At 40.1% G+C, this 18190-nt stretch carries 19 protein-coding genes; 13 read left to right on the top strand and 6 right to left on the bottom strand.

Annotated features, from left to right (window positions below; genetic code table 11):
* Positions 1 to 7 precede the first annotated feature (7 nt).
* Positions 8 to 643 carry a DUF1054 domain-containing protein gene (locus tag AC0VYC_RS07045; protein ID WP_024720286.1) on the bottom strand — a complete coding sequence of 212 codons (636 nt, stop codon included), beginning with the start codon at positions 641 to 643 and terminating at the stop codon, positions 8 to 10.
* Between the two features lie 286 nt (positions 644 to 929).
* Here AC0VYC_RS07045 and AC0VYC_RS07050 point away from each other — a divergent pair, with 286 nt between their 5' ends.
* The 6 genes from AC0VYC_RS07050 to AC0VYC_RS07075 all read left to right on the top strand — a co-directional run bounded on the left by AC0VYC_RS07050 (position 930) and on the right by AC0VYC_RS07075 (position 5156).
* Positions 930 to 1118, top strand: a complete 189-nt coding sequence (locus AC0VYC_RS07050; protein WP_008345085.1) for a hypothetical protein — start codon at positions 930 to 932, stop codon at positions 1116 to 1118.
* 133 nt (positions 1119 to 1251) lie between these two features.
* Positions 1252 to 2058: an inositol monophosphatase family protein gene (locus tag AC0VYC_RS07055; protein WP_100324953.1), complete on the top strand. Its 807-nt coding sequence runs from the start codon at positions 1252 to 1254 to the stop codon at positions 2056 to 2058.
* 183 nt (positions 2059 to 2241) lie between these two features.
* A complete protein-coding gene (locus AC0VYC_RS07060; RefSeq protein ID WP_475389792.1) occupies positions 2242 to 4095 on the top strand; it encodes a hypothetical protein in 1854 nt (617 codons plus the stop codon).
* Positions 4085 to 4348 (top strand): hypothetical protein, encoded by a 264-nt coding sequence (locus tag AC0VYC_RS07065; RefSeq protein WP_475389794.1) that lies wholly within the window; start codon positions 4085 to 4087, stop codon positions 4346 to 4348. The genes AC0VYC_RS07060 and AC0VYC_RS07065 overlap by 11 nt, the downstream gene beginning before the upstream one ends.
* On the top strand, positions 4348 to 4866 hold the full coding sequence (locus AC0VYC_RS07070; protein ID WP_175580593.1) for a sigma-70 family RNA polymerase sigma factor: 519 nt from the start codon (positions 4348 to 4350) through the stop codon (positions 4864 to 4866). Before AC0VYC_RS07065 ends, AC0VYC_RS07070 begins: the two co-directional genes overlap by 1 nt.
* A complete protein-coding gene (locus tag AC0VYC_RS07075) occupies positions 4863 to 5156 on the top strand; it encodes an anti-sigma factor family protein (RefSeq protein WP_058337387.1) in 294 nt (97 codons plus the stop codon). Before AC0VYC_RS07070 ends, AC0VYC_RS07075 begins: the two co-directional genes overlap by 4 nt.
* 43 nt (positions 5157 to 5199) lie before the next feature.
* Here AC0VYC_RS07075 and AC0VYC_RS07080 read toward each other — a convergent pair whose 3' ends face one another.
* Entirely contained in the window at positions 5200 to 5835 is a 636-nt protein-coding gene (locus AC0VYC_RS07080; protein WP_058337386.1) for a hypothetical protein, read from the bottom strand.
* A gap of 273 nt (positions 5836 to 6108) precedes the next feature.
* Entirely contained in the window at positions 6109 to 6288 is a 180-nt protein-coding gene (locus tag AC0VYC_RS07085) for a DUF5325 family protein (RefSeq protein ID WP_003211596.1), read from the bottom strand.
* A 113-nt stretch (positions 6289 to 6401) separates the two neighbouring features.
* Between AC0VYC_RS07085 and typA the strand changes: the two genes are divergently transcribed.
* The gene (gene typA / locus AC0VYC_RS07090) at positions 6402 to 8240 is read left to right on the top strand and encodes a translational GTPase TypA (RefSeq protein WP_012009833.1); all 1839 of its coding nucleotides are present in this window, start codon (positions 6402 to 6404) and stop codon (positions 8238 to 8240) included.
* 96 nt (positions 8241 to 8336) lie between these two features.
* On the top strand, positions 8337 to 8618 hold the full coding sequence (locus AC0VYC_RS07095; protein WP_045034298.1) for a YlaH-like family protein: 282 nt from the start codon (positions 8337 to 8339) through the stop codon (positions 8616 to 8618).
* 29 nt (positions 8619 to 8647) lie between these two features.
* On the opposite strand, the gene AC0VYC_RS07100 is transcribed toward AC0VYC_RS07095, so the two are convergent.
* Both AC0VYC_RS07100 and AC0VYC_RS07105 read right to left on the bottom strand, forming a co-directional pair.
* Positions 8648 to 8878 (bottom strand): YlaI family protein, encoded by a 231-nt coding sequence (locus AC0VYC_RS07100; RefSeq protein ID WP_008345063.1) that lies wholly within the window; start codon positions 8876 to 8878, stop codon positions 8648 to 8650.
* A 309-nt stretch (positions 8879 to 9187) separates the two neighbouring features.
* Positions 9188 to 9805 carry a YhcN/YlaJ family sporulation lipoprotein gene (locus AC0VYC_RS07105; RefSeq protein WP_178930113.1) on the bottom strand — a complete coding sequence of 206 codons (618 nt, stop codon included), beginning with the start codon at positions 9803 to 9805 and terminating at the stop codon, positions 9188 to 9190.
* 140 nt (positions 9806 to 9945) lie between these two features.
* Here AC0VYC_RS07105 and AC0VYC_RS07110 point away from each other — a divergent pair, with 140 nt between their 5' ends.
* Positions 9946 to 11268, top strand: a complete 1323-nt coding sequence (locus AC0VYC_RS07110) for a PhoH family protein (protein ID WP_212360497.1) — start codon at positions 9946 to 9948, stop codon at positions 11266 to 11268.
* 15 nt (positions 11269 to 11283) lie between these two features.
* Here AC0VYC_RS07110 and AC0VYC_RS07115 read toward each other — a convergent pair whose 3' ends face one another.
* Positions 11284 to 11766, bottom strand: coding sequence for a hypothetical protein (locus tag AC0VYC_RS07115; protein WP_008345056.1), 483 nt, complete (start codon positions 11764 to 11766; stop codon positions 11284 to 11286).
* 120 nt (positions 11767 to 11886) lie between these two features.
* Here AC0VYC_RS07115 and glsA point away from each other — a divergent pair, with 120 nt between their 5' ends.
* The 4 genes from glsA (at position 11887) to pyc (ending at position 18168) form a co-directional block, all read left to right on the top strand.
* Positions 11887 to 12816 (top strand): glutaminase A, encoded by a 930-nt coding sequence (glsA, locus tag AC0VYC_RS07120; RefSeq protein ID WP_019743436.1) that lies wholly within the window; start codon positions 11887 to 11889, stop codon positions 12814 to 12816.
* A 122-nt stretch (positions 12817 to 12938) separates the two neighbouring features.
* Entirely contained in the window at positions 12939 to 13220 is a 282-nt protein-coding gene (locus AC0VYC_RS07125; protein WP_003212509.1) for an Fpa/YlaN family protein, read from the top strand.
* A gap of 210 nt (positions 13221 to 13430) precedes the next feature.
* A complete protein-coding gene (ftsW, locus tag AC0VYC_RS07130; protein ID WP_008345051.1) occupies positions 13431 to 14642 on the top strand; it encodes a putative lipid II flippase FtsW in 1212 nt (403 codons plus the stop codon).
* Positions 14643 to 14721: 79 nt separating this feature from the next.
* Positions 14722 to 18168: a pyruvate carboxylase gene (gene pyc / locus AC0VYC_RS07135; RefSeq protein ID WP_203144307.1), complete on the top strand. Its 3447-nt coding sequence runs from the start codon at positions 14722 to 14724 to the stop codon at positions 18166 to 18168.
* Positions 18169 to 18190 lie beyond the last annotated feature (22 nt).

Below are 18190 nucleotides of genomic sequence, written 5' to 3' on the forward strand. Positions count from 1 at the left end.
CGTTTTTTTATACAGATTCTTTTTGTGTAAAGCGGTATAGATAAGTTACTGTGCGGAAGGCATCTTCAATTTTCGATAAGAATTCTTCATTATTCATTTGAACAACTTCTTCTCTAGGAAGCTGGATGCCGCAAAGGAGTTCGGCCTTTTTGACTGTTTGAACACGTTCAAATAGTGTTCTCAGCTGTTCAGCATCAAGTTCGCTGTGGCGGAGGACGTCCGGTTTCATATGATCCTTAGACCAAACAAAGTTTTGCGGTATTTTCTTTTGGATCGTGTTCAGCTCTTTTTCGAATAGTTGCCCATATTCACCTTTCACTGGAGATTCATAAATGAGCGCAAACCATACAAATACATGAGTTTTCCAAAGCCCAATTTGAAAATGAGGGAGCTTTTTATACCCACGCTTACTGTTAGCGAAAGCCACCCAAGTGTCATTTGGCGGGTTGACTGATCTTCTTGCATGTTTTGCCACGTGGACAAACATTTCGTCACCTGTAATAGAAGAAAGAAGCGGTGCAAAATGTTCACCAAGTGCTTCAAGCTTTGGACGGACTCTCTCTTTTAATACGGTCATACGTTCATCTAAACCGTCTACTGTGAATGTTTCAAAATCTTCATCTCTAAAACGCATTTCACTCATGTTATGCCTCCTGTATCTTTTCGCTGATCATATTTTATCATAGCTTGGGTCAAGCTCAAAAAAAGATGCACTTTAAAGAGAAAGATAGCAGGGATCTTGGTTCGGCGTTTAAAAACTTCGATTTTGTGGTACATAACAAATAGGTAAAAACACAATTTTCAGAATGTCGTTGCGGTTATGCGATCGCTTCATACGATATAAGCAAGAACCATTTCTCTTATCGATTGTATTTTTATCAATGAAAACTGACAAGGAATGAATCATTCTCTGGAAGGGGCGTTGACCAGTGAAGCAAATCGTGAAGCATGGGTATAGACAAGAGAAGAAGAATCGCATCGCTGTGTGGAGATTAGAGGTTGATTATGAGCTTTCTACGCTTCATGAAGCCATCGAGCAAAAAGATGATATCCAGGTAGAACGCAGCAAACGAAAGCTTGAGCGCCTAAGAAAAGAATGGGAGCAGCTTCAAGGGTAAAACAAGGTGAGGTAAAAACGAACCAATTCATCGGTTCGTTTTTGTATGAAGCTGCTTTTTTCTTGCTTTTACGTACATAATATCAGTATGCTAATACAAATAGGTACTACATAGAAAAGAGGTTTACAGTCCGATGACAAACTGGGTGGAAATTGACCGACTTGCAAAGCTTTGGGTAAAAGAAGCGGGTAGCCGCATTAAAGCATCCATGCAGGAAGGTCTATCAATTGAAACAAAATCAAATCCAAATGATCTTGTCACAAACATCGATAAAGAAACAGAACGTTTCTTCATTGAAAAGATACAGTCGACATTTTCAGATCATCATATTTTAGGAGAAGAGGGCCAAGGGGAAGAAGTGACCTCTCTAGACGGGATAGTATGGATCATTGATCCAATTGATGGCACCATGAACTTTATCCATCAAAAACGAAATTTTGCCATTTCAATTGGGATATTTGAACATGGTGTAGGGAAAATCGGTCTTATTTATGACGTCATCCATGACGAGCTCTATCATGCAGTCAAAGGAGAAGGGGCGTATATGAACGATACCTTACTCCCGCCTTTAAAAGATGTTGCCATTGAAAAAGCCATTGTCGGCATTAACCCAACATGGGCGATTGAAAGCCCCCATTTTGACGCTAAGCCGTTTGCCCGTCTCGTACGCGATGTGAGAGGAACACGAACGATTGGGTCAGCTGCACTTGAACTAGCTTATATTGCAAGCGGAAGAAGCGACGCATATGTCACGTTAAGGTTAGCGCCTTGGGATTATGCGGCTGGATGTGTGTTACTTGATGAAGTAGGCGCTGTTTACTCGAATATTCACGGCGAACGCTTGACATTTCTAGAGAAAAATAGCATTGTTGCTGGAAATCGATCCATCTGTGAAAAAATCTTGCATGATTACATAAAAGGAAGCGGAAATAAAAAATAAACAACATCACTTCATGAGAATGAAGTGATTTTTTGTATTTGATGAAACTTTTTGACAAGTCAAATGTCTATACGAACGAGGCCTTAATTTGAAGTAAAGGATTGTGTAGCGATGTTTGATTTGTTTAGTGATTTATCCCTCCATTTTGAAAGGTTTTTTATTTTAAATGAGTACAGTATCCACATGATTCAATGGTGTGTGCTTGGACTATTTGTCCTTTTTATTACACTTCCCATATGGAAAGAAAAGAAGAGTAGTTATGTATTTTATGCTGGAATCATATTAAGAGTAGTTCTGCTAGGGAGTATGACACTTGAGATGATCCACCAAGTGCTAGCTAGACAGTATACGATCGAAACATTTGAAGTGCTGACAGACTTCATGCAATTTCTCATCTATGGTTATGTCTTGCTTGCATCACTTTTTTATGTGATTTCTCTTCCTTATTTAAAAAATAGGGGCATGTTTTTTGCGTTTGATTTATCTGTGTTACTTCTGCCTTTATGTCAAACGGTATTTATTGTGTTAGTTGAAAGCAAAAAGTTCTTTCTCAGCGGTGATACGGAGCTGGTATGGAGAAATTTGATGACCATTGTGCTTATGATTGGCTTTGCCGCTTTGGTACTTTACCTATTCTTTCGTTTGTTTTGGCATCAGAAGTGGAAAGAATTGCTGTTTTTCTATGGCCTGATTTTCGCTGCGCTGCTGTATATTTTTTATCCTTCTATCTCGAAGCATGAGCTGCAATCTTCGTTTAAATCCATTGTGATTTTAGTAGCGGCCGCAGGAAGCTTTATGACATTACATTCGTTATGTGCGTTACTACAAAACAAGGTGAAGTTGAGACAGTGGGGTGCTTGGGGAATTGTCGTCTTTTTTATGCTGATGCTGAACCCGATCTTAAATCTTCCACATATCATGTTTCAATTTACTAAAACGGAACTGACAGATACTTTCTCAGAAGAATATCGCCCTTTATCTGAAGCAAGTGCAAAAGCATTCGCTTCAAAGTTTGTACCAGCGGACACTACATTATATTCAACGACTATTAAACAGCCGATCTCTGATAACTACGTGTTTGCAGCCGATCAGTATGAAGTGAATGTTTCTGCGTTTACAGGTGAATTAAACAGCTATTTTTATCATGGTCGCGCAAAGGGTCAGCATTTGACCGATAAAGAATATAGGGAAAAAACCATTGAATTTTTTGAAAGGAGCGGCCGATCCGTTGATCTAGACCGCATTCATGTAGTGGTTGAAAAAGAAGACGGGGAGACAAGCGTTCTTCTTTTGCCAAAAATGTCTCAGAATAAAGATGAGAGCTTAGCGTTTGCCACCTGGAAAAAAGAGACGCTTCGACAAGCGCAATATGGGAACGCCATCTTTCAATTGAAGGATGTAGACGGGATCAATTTAACAAACAAAGAAATGAAAACGAAAATTAATCGTATTTATAAAAAGTTAAATTTACAGCCACCAGCTTACCAGATCACAGACGTTGATGCTTTTTATTTTGAATGGCAGCATGAAGTGGCGGTAAAGACAGCCGATCAATCTGAATTTCTGTTTAATGGTTCAACGAAAGAATTGCTGAAAATACAGCTATCAAAAGCGATTCTTCAACAGAAAAAAGGAAATATCAGTGACGAAGATTTGTTGGAATTGATAGGGGAACAGTCAAAAGACGTGAAGATAGAAACAGGAACTCGTGAACACAAACAATATACTTTTCACGGATCATCAAATTTACTTCATGTGACGAGAAATGCCGATGGAATTGAGTTGAATTGGCAATCAGACTCTTCTTTACCGCATACGGTATCGAATCAAGAACGTGATGAAGTCTATCAGCAAGTTCTCAAAAAGTATGAACCTTATGCCATCTATAAAAAACAAATCAAGCCGGTGAGAATGATCGACAAAGACGGGAAAATGAGCATTTCGTGGTTTGTGATCATTCAAACCTTCGGATCGAATGAGCGGAAAATATATGAAGTAAATGGACGAACAAAAGAGGTGCAACGTTTTGAGAGATAAAGAAAAACAAGCCATCTTTCAAGACTTATATGAATTGTATCAGGAAGGGGAGCTTGGAGAAGAGGCTTCTAACTGGATGAAGACGCATGAAAAGCAGTTTCAGCATTCTGTTAAGGGAAACGAGTTTGCTCCTGTCCACACTGAGGATCAGAGCGATTATCTCGAATTAAAACGCATGAAGTGGTTTATTTCTTCGTTATACTTCTTTTTTATCGTTTTATCAATTTGGATGACTGTGTGGTTTTATTTTTGATGTCTAGACCGACCAATCAAATTGAAAAAATATATGAAGAATATTTTCAGGAAATCACCAAATATTTATATCGCAGAACGGGAAATGTCGAAACAGCCAAGGATCTTGCGCAGGATGTATTTATCAAGGCACTGCATGGATTATCCTCTTTTAAAGGACATTCAAGCATTAAAACATGGCTTTACACCATTGCTTATCATACATTTGTCAACGACTATCGCCGAAAAGTAAAACGAACTTTTACGGATGTAGAAAAAGCTGACTTTTTAGAGCAGCAGATATTCATGACACCTGAAGATCATTTAGAAACTCAAGCGGATATTCAAAGGCTGTGGAGCCATATCAATCAATTGAAGGATTCTTACCGAGAAGTCCTCATTTTAAGAGATATTCAGGAATTATCGTATGAAGAAGTAGCGGAAATTTTGAATTGGACTTTATCTAAAGTAAAGACAACCCTTCATCGAGCAAGATTAGAGCTGAAACGAAAGCTACATTGTGAGGAGTTCAACAAATGAACTGTTATTTGATTGAAGAACTATTACCACTTTATATAGAAGGGGACACGAGTGAAGAAACAAATCAATTAGTGAATGAGCACTTACGTTCATGCAAAAAATGCCTTCATCTATATGAAGAAATGAAAGAACCAGTCTCTATTGCAAAGTCAACAGATTTCATACCGTTCATAGATGAAAAAGAAGAAAAAAGAAAGTTTGAAATGCGCTACTATGGAAAACTGTTATTACGGGCAAGTATCGTTTTTAGTATCGTCTATCTCATCATGCTCTTGATCTATTGGATATAAGAAAGAACCCCCATCTGGATGAACCGGATGGGGGTTTTTGAGCTTAGTTCAATTTTTCTTTAGCAATTTGAACTGCATCATAGAATGTTTTTAATTGCTCTTGAGGAATTTTCTTAAGCAATTGGTTGAAAACAAGTAATTCAGTAGAGCTGAATCCAAGACCTTTAGCGATTTTAGAATCAATTACAACGTTTCCTTTTTTGTCTAGAACAAGTGCATCACCAGCAAGATCAGCAATTCTGATCACTGATTTGAAAAGCTTTTCGAATTTAGTTGCTTCTTCTTTAGTAAGACCAAGTTCAACAGCTTTTTCTGCATCAAAAACTAATTTTCCTTTTTCGTTTTTAGTGATGCTTTCACTGAAAACGATTGTAAGAACAGCTGCGCGATCTAAGAATTTCTCAGCAGTCGCCGCTTCTTCTTCAGTAAGACCGAGCTCAACAGCTTTTTTCACATCAAATGTGTAGCTGTTGTCTTCCTCAACAAATGAATTGATGAGAATGTTGATAACACGCTCGTTTTTCTCCAATAATTCTTTAATAATTTGTTGCTGCTCAAAAGGAATCCCTTTGAAAGTTGCAGCGCTTGCTTGCCCAGGAGCTACTGTTGTGAAAGTAAAAATGATAGCTAAAGCGAAAAATACAACAGAGCTGAGCGATTTGCTCAAAAACTTCTTCATGCTTCTTTTCTCTCCCTTTTCTGTTAAATTTTGTTGCAAGAACAGCATACCATGAGAAACTTTGTGGAAGAATAGGAAAAATGTAACTTTGTGTTTGATTTTGGAGAACTATAAAAGTTCTTGTCGAAAAATGGAGGAGTTCAGATTGCTTAGATTTGCCAACACTATATGAAATTTTTAGTTGAATCATTAGTGTTACATAGGTGGTTGGTCTTGTTTTTACCCAAAATAAAAGCCTTCTACATGTAAAATGTAAAAGGCTTTTCATAAATTTTATGATTGTACGTTTAATTTTCGTTTTAATGTAAATCCTGTACCCATGAAAATCATGGCGAACACAATACTTAGACAAATACCCAGCACGTTTTTTTCTGCAAGAGTTACCCCAATAAACGCCATACTGACAACCGCAAGTAATGCACATAATAATAGAAGCCATTTGATTTGTTTCATTTGTCTCCATCCCTTTTTTTAGAGTTAATATAAGTTTACAGAAAAACGATCGGCATTTAAAGGGGATTGTGATATAATATGAAAGTTATCTAATTATTTTAGGAGATGAAAATGTGAAACTTCGAAAAGACCTTCGCAACATCGCAATTATTGCCCACGTTGACCATGGTAAAACGACGCTTGTTGACCAATTGCTCCATCAAGCTGGTACTTTCCGTGCGAATGAAAATATCGCTGAGAGAGCCATGGATTCAAATGATTTAGAGCGAGAGCGCGGTATTACGATCTTAGCTAAAAATACTGCGATCCATTATAAAGATACACGCATTAATATTTTAGATACACCAGGACACGCCGATTTCGGTGGTGAAGTTGAGCGTATCATGAAAATGGTAGATGGTGTACTTCTCGTTGTGGATGCATATGAAGGTTGTATGCCTCAAACACGATTCGTGCTAAAAAAAGCACTTGAGCAAAACTTAACACCAATTGTTGTTGTCAATAAAATTGACCGTGACTTTGCTCGTCCAGCTGAAGTAGTCGATGAAGTCATTGACTTGTTCATTGAATTGGATGCAACAGAAGAACAGCTTGAATTCCCAGTTGTATATGCATCAGCAATCAATGGTACAGCAAGTAACGATGCTAGTAAGCAAGATGAAAACATGGAATCGTTGTTTGAAGCGATTGTCAACCATATCCCATGCCCAGTCGACAACCATGAAGAGCCGCTTCAATTCCAAGTGGCGCTACTTGATTACAATGATTATGTTGGAAGAATTGGAATTGGCCGTGTATTTAGAGGAACGATGCAAGTAGGACAGCAAGTTGCTCTAATGAAAGTGGATGGCAGTGTAAAACAATTCCGCGTGACGAAGATTTTTGGTTTCCAAGGGTTAAAACGAGTGGAAATCAATGAAGCGAAAGCTGGAGATCTTGTCGCAGTATCTGGTATGGAAGACATCAACGTAGGTGAAACAGTCTGCCCGGTAGAACACCAAGAGGCTTTGCCGATCCTGCGTATTGATGAGCCGACACTTCAAATGACATTTGTTGTGAATAACAGCCCATTTGCAGGACGTGAAGGAAAATACGTGACATCACGTAAAATTGAAGAGCGTTTAGAACAGCAGCTTCAAACAGACGTAAGTCTTCGTGTAGATCCAACGGATTCACCTGATGCTTGGGTCGTATCAGGACGCGGTGAGCTTCACTTATCCATTCTGATTGAGAATATGAGACGTGAAGGATTTGAACTGCAAGTATCGAAGCCAGAAGTTATTGTAAAAGAAGTTGACGGTGTTCGATGTGAGCCTGTTGAGCGCGTTCAAATTGATGTACCAGAAGAGCACACTGGCTCTATCATGGAATCAATGGGCGCAAGAAAAGGTGAAATGATTGACATGATCAATAATGGTAATGGTCAAGTTCGCCTGATCTTTACAGTGCCATCACGTGGTTTAATCGGATATACAACTGAATTTCTTTCATTAACTCGTGGTTTTGGTATTTTGAACCATACGTTTGACAGCTACCAGCCGATGCAGTCTGGTCAAGTTGGCGGACGCCGTCAAGGTGTACTTGTTTCAATGGAAACAGGTAAAGCAACTGCTTACGGAATCCAAGGCGTTGAAGAGCGCGGTGTGATTTTCGTTGAGCCGGGTGTTGAAGTATACCAAGGAATGATTGTTGGTGAGCATAACCGTGAAAACGATCTTGTTGTCAACGTGAGCCGTATGAAACAACAAACAAACGTACGTTCAGCGACGAAAGATCAAACGGTGAGCATGAAAAAACCACGTATTATGTCACTTGAGGAATCTCTTGAGTACTTAAATGAAGACGAATACTGTGAGGTTACACCGGAATCTATCCGTTTAAGAAAGAAAATTTTAGATAAAAACGAACGTGAGAAAGCAGCGAAGAAGAAAAAGCTAGCAGGATTATCTTAATTCCATGAAGAATTAAAAGGATAGAACCCTGAAAGATAAGGGGAGGGAATCTTTTTGAATGATCAGGAAGTAAGTGAGAATCTATCCTTTTTCGCGATGCTGTTTCGTGTCGATGAAAATCCGCAAACAGGGATGTGGCTCTTATATGGCACCATCCTTGTTTTAGCGATTATTGTTTTTAAACTCGGCTTTGCTAGACGTTTACCGATTTTAAAAGCACTTGTCATTTATTTGTTTTTGATTTTTGGTTGCACGTTTCTCACATTTCTAGGTATCTTCTTGCCAGTCGCAGAAGGCCTGGTTGTGGCAGCTGTCATTTTGATTATTTATAAAATACGACTGCATCGTGCGAAAAAAGAAGGAACAGTGAGTACGTAAAAAAGACCTGAACTTGTGTCAGGTCTTTTTTATGTCTTCTGTTCTTTTTTTCCTTTTTTCTTCTTTTTCTCTTTCGTCGCAGGATCTTGATAAAGAGAGAATCTGCCAGTTTTGATGCGTGCCTCTGTCTTTACTTTAATTCTTTCCTGGCAGTCATCGCACATATATGTATGAATCGGTCGATTTCTTAACCGTTTAGCAACAAGTGTATCATCATTAATGGTTTCAAGCTTTTCACATAATGAGCACTTCACTCTCATCATTTTCACCTCACTTTGGTCATGCCTTCATTATAGCATGTTTTTTGAGCCACTTAAAATCAGCATAAAAAAGGCTTATATCACAAGAGATATAAGCCGCAGCGTGTAGACAAACCCTCACATTCGGTGTCAGTCCTGCGCTTCGGTGCTCACGAATGTCAAATTCGCTCCGCGCCGATGCTCGTCCTTCCTAGGGCTGCAAAGGTTTTCTATCACGCTGAAAAGAAGACAAAGAGCCAAAATAAAGTTCATTTTAGCCCTTTGTCAACAATCTGATGCTTATATCACAATAGATATAAGCCGTTCTCATTATTTCTTCTGATTCATATGATGGTTTGATTGATCATTTTGGTTTTTTTCTAATTGCTTTTGATCTTGTTGTTTGAGCTGATGATTCGGATCATTTGTCGGATCTATTTCGTTACGGTCGATTTCATTTCGAGGCATTTCTGGCATAACACGGCCCACAATAGCTGCTAATTCGTCCATAATTCCGCTTACTGGCCTGCCAGCTTGTATTTCTTTGCCCATTTCCTTTAAACGGCTCACTGTATCTGGATCAGCGACGACAACAGCATTCGCACCTTCTGGGTCATTTTTCAGTGCTTTGGCGACTGAATATTTAATGGTTTCAACTTTGCTTCTATCTAAATCATCTTTTACATCAATGCCGACGACAGCATACTTGCCGATGACGATCGCTGTTGCGTCATTTACATCTGCTACATGCTCAGTCACATTCACTAGGTGCTTTGCCACATCTGTTGATGGGCGGGCTTTTTCAGTGTTTTTCTTGGATGAGTCTGATACTCTTACTAAATGCTTGTTTCCGTCTTGATGTTCTTGTGCCAAAGGCTTCTCTTGATGCTGGCAAGCGCCTAATAAAAGAATGGTTTGAACCATGAATAACGTCAAAAATAGTCGCATGTGTATTCCCTCCTTCACAAACTGCATGATTTATTTTATTGTTGAATTAACCTTCTAACTTTATTCATGAAAACATATATTTTAACAATCGTTTTTGGAAAGACAAGGATGAATGAAACCCCGATCAGGAGGCGAAGGACCTGAGTAAAATTTATGTATTAGACACAAATGTGTTATTACAGGATCCGAATTCAATCTTTTCATTTGAAGACAACGAGGTCGTGATTCCGGCCGTTGTGTTAGAAGAAGTAGACTCGAAAAAAAGATATATGGACGAGGTTGGGCAAAATGCACGACGTGTCTCACGTTTAATCGACGGGTTGAGATCGAAAGGGAAACTGCATGAAAAAATTACGCTGGAGTCAAAAGGAACGCTGCGTATTGAGCTGAATCATCGCTCTTTCCATGAACTTCAAGAAATTTTCATCGAAAAAACAAACGATAACCGGATTTTGGCTGTTGCGAAGAATTTGAGCTTAGAGGAAGAAACAAAACCGGATGGCCGGCCTGTCATTTTGGTCAGCAAAGATGTCCTAGTGCGAGTAAAGGCGGATGCCATTGGTCTGCAAGCAGAGGATTTCTTAAGCGATCGAGTGCTACAAAATGAAGACATTGATAACGGCTATCACGAGCTCTATATTCCGACTGAGCAGCTGAATACATTTTATAAGCAAAATCAGTTACCGATAAAAGACGTCACCCAGGCGCCATTAAATCCTCATCAATTTGTTATTATGAAGGGAAATGAGGGTGGTTCTGCTTTGGGGATGCTTGATCAAAAAGCAGAGCATGTGAAACGGCTTATTTATGACCAAGAACATATTTGGGGAATTCGCCCAAAAAATGTCCAGCAAACGATGGCGCTTGAGTTACTTTTACGCCGCGATATTCCGCTTGTGACACTTATCGGAAAAGCGGGAACAGGAAAGACACTGCTTGCACTTGCTGCTGGATTAATGCAGACAGAGGACCTCGGCATGTTTAAAAAGCTCATCGTGGCCCGCTCCATTGTTCCTGTTGGTAAGGACTTAGGGTATTTGCCAGGCGAAAAAGAAGAGAAGCTCAGACCGTGGATGCAGCCGATTTATGACAACCTAGAATTTTTATTTAACACAAAAAAACCTGGTGAACTCGATGCGATACTAGCGGGCATCGGTTCAATTCAAGTGGAAGCTTTAACGTATATTCGCGGGAGAAGTATCCCTGATCAATTTATCATTATCGATGAGGCGCAAAATTTAACAAAACACGAAGTGAAAACATTATTAACGCGGGTTGGTGAGGGAAGTAAAATTGTGCTGATGGGAGACCCAGAGCAGATTGATCACCCTTATTTAGACAGCTTAAATAATGGGCTCACATATGTCATTGAGCGTTTCAAAGGGCAGCAAATATCTGGACATGTCAAGCTTGTCAAAGGAGAAAGGTCTGGACTTGCACAGCTTGCAGCTGATTTATTATAGTCCAGACCCGTCATCTTATGTAATGATTAACTCTTTGACGCCTTTAATCGGCTGAGTGATGTTGGACTGATCCTCGAAATATACGTGGATTGGTCCTTCTTCTGTTATAGGCTTTCCATTTTGGCTGAAATGGGCAATGCTATCCATCGCCTTAGAGAGCGGAACAGCAATTGTTTCTGTTTCTGTGACAAATTCACACGTCTCCGCTTGTTCGAGCGGTTCTGCATTTTTTATCATGTCGCCAAGTTTCATCCCGAAGCTGCCTGTGACAAGTCTTTCTTTTTCGTACTTTTTCTCTGTTTTTAATGTGGGTGGAAGTGTTTGACCTTCTCTTATGACCCGCTCTTGATCGAGTTCCTGATCTAGCTGCTGCTCTTCATTTGCTGCACTTTTCTCAAAAAATGAATCCATTAAAAATTTACGGTCATCAAAAATCCATACACTCGGATCAATGGTGATCTTGTATTGTACGTTCCCCTTGATTTGAATAATGCTCATGTTCAAGACAACCCCTTTCCAACATAAATTATAGAAGTTTTCGCCCGCTTTGTCACTTTCATAAACATGCACCTCCTTGTACACACTACGATTAGACGAAAAATAGGGAGGATTTTGGGCATGGCATGTCGTGACAATGAAGAGCTTCAGCGATTTGTAGAAGAGGCAAAAAAGGTGGCCAAAAATGGAAAGGTAGCATCCTATATTCCGGCACTCGGTAAAGCGGATCAATCGGATTTATCTGTCGCTGTTTATCATGTGAGTAATACGTGCCACTCAGCAGGGGATGTTGATAAACGATTTACCCTGCAAAGTATTTCAAAAGTATTAGCCCTGGCGCTCGTGCTCTCAGAAGAAGGACCGAAAAAAGTGTTTCAATATGTTGGACAAGAACCGACTGGCGACCCGTTTAATTCGATGATTAAACTAGAGACAGCAAGCCCCAATAAGCCGCTTAACCCAATGATTAATGCAGGAGCGCTTGCCGTTACAAGTTTAATAAGAGGGGCAACGCCGCAAGATCAGCTGAACCGGCTGCTTGGTTTTATTAGAGAGCTTGCCAATGACACCACCATTACATATTGCAAAGAAACCGCTGCATCCGAATTTGAAACATCAATGATTAACCGCGCAATGTGCTATTATATGAAGCAATATCATATCATTAAAGGGAATGTAGAAGAGGTGATGGATGTCTATACGAAGCAGTGCGCCGTCATGATGAATAGCCTGGATTTGGCGAAGATCGCGTGTGTTTTTTCATTAGATGGCAGGCATCCAGAGACAGGAAAGCAAATCCTTTCGAAAGATGTTGCTAGAATTTGTAAAACGTTTATGGTCACATGCGGTATGTACAATGCGAGCGGGGAATTTGCGATCAATATCGGAATCCCTGCTAAAAGTGGTGTTTCAGGCGGAATTATGGGGGCGGCGCCATACGACTTTGGGATAGGTATATTCGGGCCTGCTTTGGATGAAAAAGGGAATAGTATTGCGGGTATTAAGCTGCTTGAGCTCATGAGTGAAAAATATGAGATGAGTATCTTTTAATGACGAATGGCTTCTTTTTATTTTTACAGAGCGAACTGTACAAATCTGCTTGCAATTTTGGGCGTTTCGCTTTATGATAAATAGAAGAATTAGGTACTCGCCTGGGGAACGGAGGGATACTTTTGGCGTCAGAAATTTTAGTCGATCATCGGCAAAAAGCACTGGCTTTATTAAAATTGGATGCAGATAAAATTTTAAAATTGATCCAAGTGCAAATGGACAACTTAACGATGCCGCAATGTCCTCTTTATGAAGAGGTTTTAGATACTCAAATGTTCGGATTATCGAGAGAAATTGATTTCGCTGTCCGGCTTGGATTAGTTGATCAACATGAAGGCAAAAAACTACTCGATAAACTTGAGAGAGAACTATCCGCACTTCATGATGCGTTCACAAAAAAATAATGATTGAAAACTCAAACTTCCACAACATAAGTTTGAGTTTTTTTGTCCGCCTTTTTATTTTGATTGATGCCAAACGGACTTGATTGTCTCATGAAAGACGAACAATATAAAGAGGTAAAACGGGATCAAACGGAGAAAATGTAGTAGAATAAGAACAGCTAAGAGAAGAGAATATCAAGCAGTAGAAATAGACGTTAGGAAGAGGATTATATGTTAAAGAGAATGCTAAAATCGTATGACTACTCATTATTGTTCGCCATTATATTAATTAGCGCATTCGGCTTGGTGATGGTGTATAGCTCAAGTATGATTACATCTGTGATCAGATATGATGCTGCGCCAGATAATTTTTTCAAGAAACAGCTTTTATTTATGATTGTCGGGGCGGTCATCTTGATTTTTACAGCCCTCATTCCGTATCAGCTGCTCTTAAATAAAAGATTCCAAATTGTGATGCTTTTGCTATCTGTGTTTTCTCTCATCTATGTGTACTTTGGCGGTCACATTGCAGGGAATGCTAGAAGCTGGATCAAATTTGGGCCTTTTAGTCTTCAGCCAGCGGAATTCGTGAAGATCGTTGTCATCATTTATCTTGCTGCTGTCTATGCAAAGAAGCAGCACTATATTGACCATATTTTAAGAGGGGTTACACCTCCAATTGTGGTTGTCTCCATCCTATGCGGATTTATTATTTTGCAGCCAGACTATGGGACAGCTTTTATCATTGGTATGATTGCCCTTGCGATGATTTTATGCTCAGGGTTTAGCGGTAAAACGCTGGCCAAGCTGCTCGCTTTATTTAGTGCGGTGATGGTTGTTGTGACACCGTTTATTATTCTTTTTTGGGATAAAATTTTCACGCAGAATCGTCTTGGACGTTTTGAGAGTTTCCAAGATCCATTTAAAGACGCAGGCGCTTCTGGGCATCAATTGATTAATTCATATTATGCGATTGGATCAGGCGGCTTTTTTGGGCTTGGTCTTGGAGAGAGTGTACAAAAGTATGGATACCTTCCAGAACCGCATACAGATTTTATCATGGCAATTATCTCGGAAGAGCTTGGTTTTTTCGGTGTATTTTTTGTCCTTGCTCTCCTTGGCTTTATTGTCGTGAAAGGTTTTTACATTGCGAGAAAGTGTGAAGATCCGTTTGGAAGTTTGCTTGCAATAGGAATTTCTTCAATGATTGCCATCCAAACGTGTATTAATTTGGGCGGTGTTTCAGGTCTCATTCCGATTACTGGGGTCACACTTCCGTTTATCAGCTACGGGGGATCCTCTATCATTTTACTGAGTGGATGTATGGGAATATTGCTGAATATCAGCATGTTCACTGAATATAAAGAGCGTTATAAAAAGAAAAAATCAATCAGCAAACCATCGATTCAAAAAAATGGATTGCAGAAAACTTTGAATCTTTAGAAAACAAAAGTGTACAGTTTTCATTTCTTCCTTTATTATAGAGTACATATAAAATTTTAAGGGATATGGAGGAGTGAGAATGTCACAGAGAACAATTCAAAAGGTTCTAGTTGCAAACAGAGGGGAAATCGCTATCAGAGTCTTTAGGGCCTGTACGGAGCTCAACTTACGTACAGTGGCCATTTACTCCAAAGAAGACTCGGGCTCTTATCATCGCTATAAAGCCGATGAAGCATATCTAGTTGGAGAAGGGAAAAAGCCGATTGATGCCTACCTTGATATCGAGGGGATCATCGAAATTGCAAAACGAAATGACGTGGATGCGATTCATCCAGGATACGGATTTTTATCTGAAAACATTCATTTTGCAAGACGATGCGAAGAGGAAGGCATCCAATTCATCGGCCCAACTTCTCAACATTTAGATATGTTTGGAGATAAAGTAAAAGCGAGAGATGAAGCGAAAAAAGCTGGGATTCCAGTCATTCCAGGAAGTGACGGGCCAGTTGATTCGGTCAAAGAAGTCGAAAAATTCGGTGAAGAATACGGTTACCCGTTTATTATTAAAGCTTCACTTGGAGGCGGCGGCCGAGGTATGCGGATTGTCAGATCAAAAGAGGAGCTGAGCGAAGCCTATGACCGTGCAAAGTCAGAGGCGAAAGCGGCTTTTGGAAATGACGAAGTATATGTTGAAAAGTTGATTGAAAATCCGAAACATATTGAAGTGCAAGTGATTGGAGACAATCACGGCAATATCATTCATTTATACGAGCGTGACTGCTCTGTTCAAAGGCGTCATCAAAAAGTCATTGAGGTTGCACCAAGTGTGTCCCTTTCAGATCAATTGCGTGAAGACATCTGTGAAGCGGCTGTTCAGCTGGCCCAGAATGTATCGTATATCAATGCAGGGACTGTAGAATTCCTAGTGGCAAATGGCGAGTTTTATTTTATTGAAGTCAATCCTAGGGTCCAGGTGGAACACACGATCACAGAAATGATCACAGGTGTCGATATCGTCCAAACCCAAATTCTTGTCGCAAAAGGACATGACCTCCACAGTAAAGAAGTCGGGATACCAAAACAAGAAGATATCTTTACACATGGATTTGCCATTCAATCAAGGGTCACAACAGAAGATCCTTTGAATGATTTTATGCCAGATACAGGAAAAATCATGGCTTATCGTTCAGGCGGTGGTTTTGGTGTACGTCTTGATACAGGGAACAGCTTCCAAGGTGCGGTGATTACACCTTATTACGATTCACTGTTGGTCAAGCTGTCAACTTGGGCACTTACATTTGATCAAGCTGCGGCTAAAATGGTCCGAAATTTACAAGAATTCAGGATTCGCGGCATTAAAACAAATATCCCGTTTCTTGAAAACGTCGCAAAGCACGAGAAGTTTCTAAGAGGGGAATATGATACATCGTTTATTGATTCAACACCTGAGCTATTTAACTTCCCTAAGCAAAAAGACCGCGGAACGAAAATGCTTACTTATATTGGTAACGTTACCATTAATGGGTTCCCTGGTATTTCGGAAAATAAGAAGCCTCATTTTGATCAACCAAATGTGCCGAAACTTGCTGTCCATGAAACGATACCTTCTGGAACAAAACAATTGTTAGACAAGCATGGACCTGAGGGACTCGCCAATTGGGTGAAAGAACAAAGCGGTGTACTCTTAACGGATACAACCTTTAGAGACGCACATCAATCCCTGCTTGCAACACGCTTTAGAACACACGACTTAAAGAAAGTTGCTCAGCCAACAGCAGGCTTATGGCCAGAGTTATTCAGTATGGAAATGTGGGGCGGCGCTACATTTGATGTGGCATATCGTTTCTTGAAAGAAGATCCTTGGGAAAGATTGAAAGAGCTTCGTCAAGAAGTGCCAAACACTTTGTTCCAAATGCTATTAAGATCATCAAACGCTGTCGGATATACAAACTATGCGGATAATGTGATTAAAGCATTTGTAAAGGAATCGGCAGAGGCAGGCATTGACGTTTTCCGTATTTTCGACAGTCTAAACTGGGTCAAAGGTATGACGCTTGCCATTGATTCTGTTCGTGAATCCGGCAAAGTGGCAGAGGCAGCGATTTGTTATACAGGTGATATTCTTGATCCATCACGTCCGAAATATGATTTGAAATATTATGTCTCTCTTGCGAAGGAGCTTGAATCCGCAGGCGCTCATATTTTAGGCATTAAAGATATGGCGGGATTATTAAAACCGCAAGCGGCTTATGAGCTTGTATCGGCTCTAAAAGACGAGCTCACGATTCCAATCCATCTTCATACACACGATACGAGTGGAAATGGACTCTTCACCTATGCAAGAGCGATTGATGCAGGTGTTGATATTGTTGATGTTGCAGTCAGCTCTATGGCGGGGCTCACATCACAACCAAGTGCGAGCTCATTATATTATGCTCTAGACGGACATGAAAGAAAGCCAGAAATGAATGTTCAAGCGGTTGAACGTCTTTCTCAATATTGGGATTCCGTCAGAAAATATTATCATGAGTTTGAAAGCGGAATGAATTCACCGCATACAGAAATTTATGAGCATGAAATGCCTGGCGGTCAGTATAGTAACCTGCAGCAGCAGGCGAAAGGTGTCGGCCTTGGCGAACGCTGGAATGAAGTAAAAGAAATGTACAGACGTGTAAATGACATGTTTGGTGATATCGTGAAGGTAACACCGTCTTCTAAAGTGGTCGGAGATATGGCACTTTATATGGTGCAAAACGATCTGACAGAAGAGGATGTCTATGAAAAAGGAGCAACACTGGATTTCCCAGATTCGGTTGTTGAATTGTTTAAAGGTTATTTAGGGCAGCCTCATGGCGGATTCCCAGAAAAGCTGCAAAAGCTGATTTTAAAAGGGGAGGAGCCGCTTACTGTCAGACCGGGTGAGAAACTGAAGCCTGTGGACTTTGAAGAAATCAAAAAGCAGTTCAAAGAATCACATGATCTGACGCTGACAGAACAAGATGCCATTGCATATGCTTTATACCCGAAAGTCTTTTCTGAATTTGTTCAAACAGCAGAAAGCTATGGAGACATCTCTGTTCTTGACACACCAACCTTCTTCTACGGGATGAGACTTGGTGAAGAAATTGAGGTAGAAATTGAAAAAGGGAAAACCCTCATTGTCAAACTCGTGTCGATTGGAGAACCGAATCCGGACGCTACAAGAGTGCTTTACTTTGAATTGAATGGACAGCCGCGTGAAGTGGTCATTAAGGATGAAAGCATCAAATCCTCCGTTCAAGAAAAAATGAAGGCAGATCGCTCAAATCCAAATCACATTGCCGCATCGATGCCAGGCACTGTGATCAAAGTGCTTGTTGAAAAAGGACAGAAAATTTCTCAAGGTGAGCACTTGATGATCAATGAAGCGATGAAAATGGAAACGACGGTACAAGCACCGTTCTCAGCAATCGTGGATGAAATTCATGTCACGAATGGAGAAGGGATTCAAACTGGAGATCTGTTGATTGTCTTAAAGCCTGAATAATGAGTGAGACACATCCACTGCG

This window comes from Bacillus sp. iso_77 (assembly GCF_056173625.1).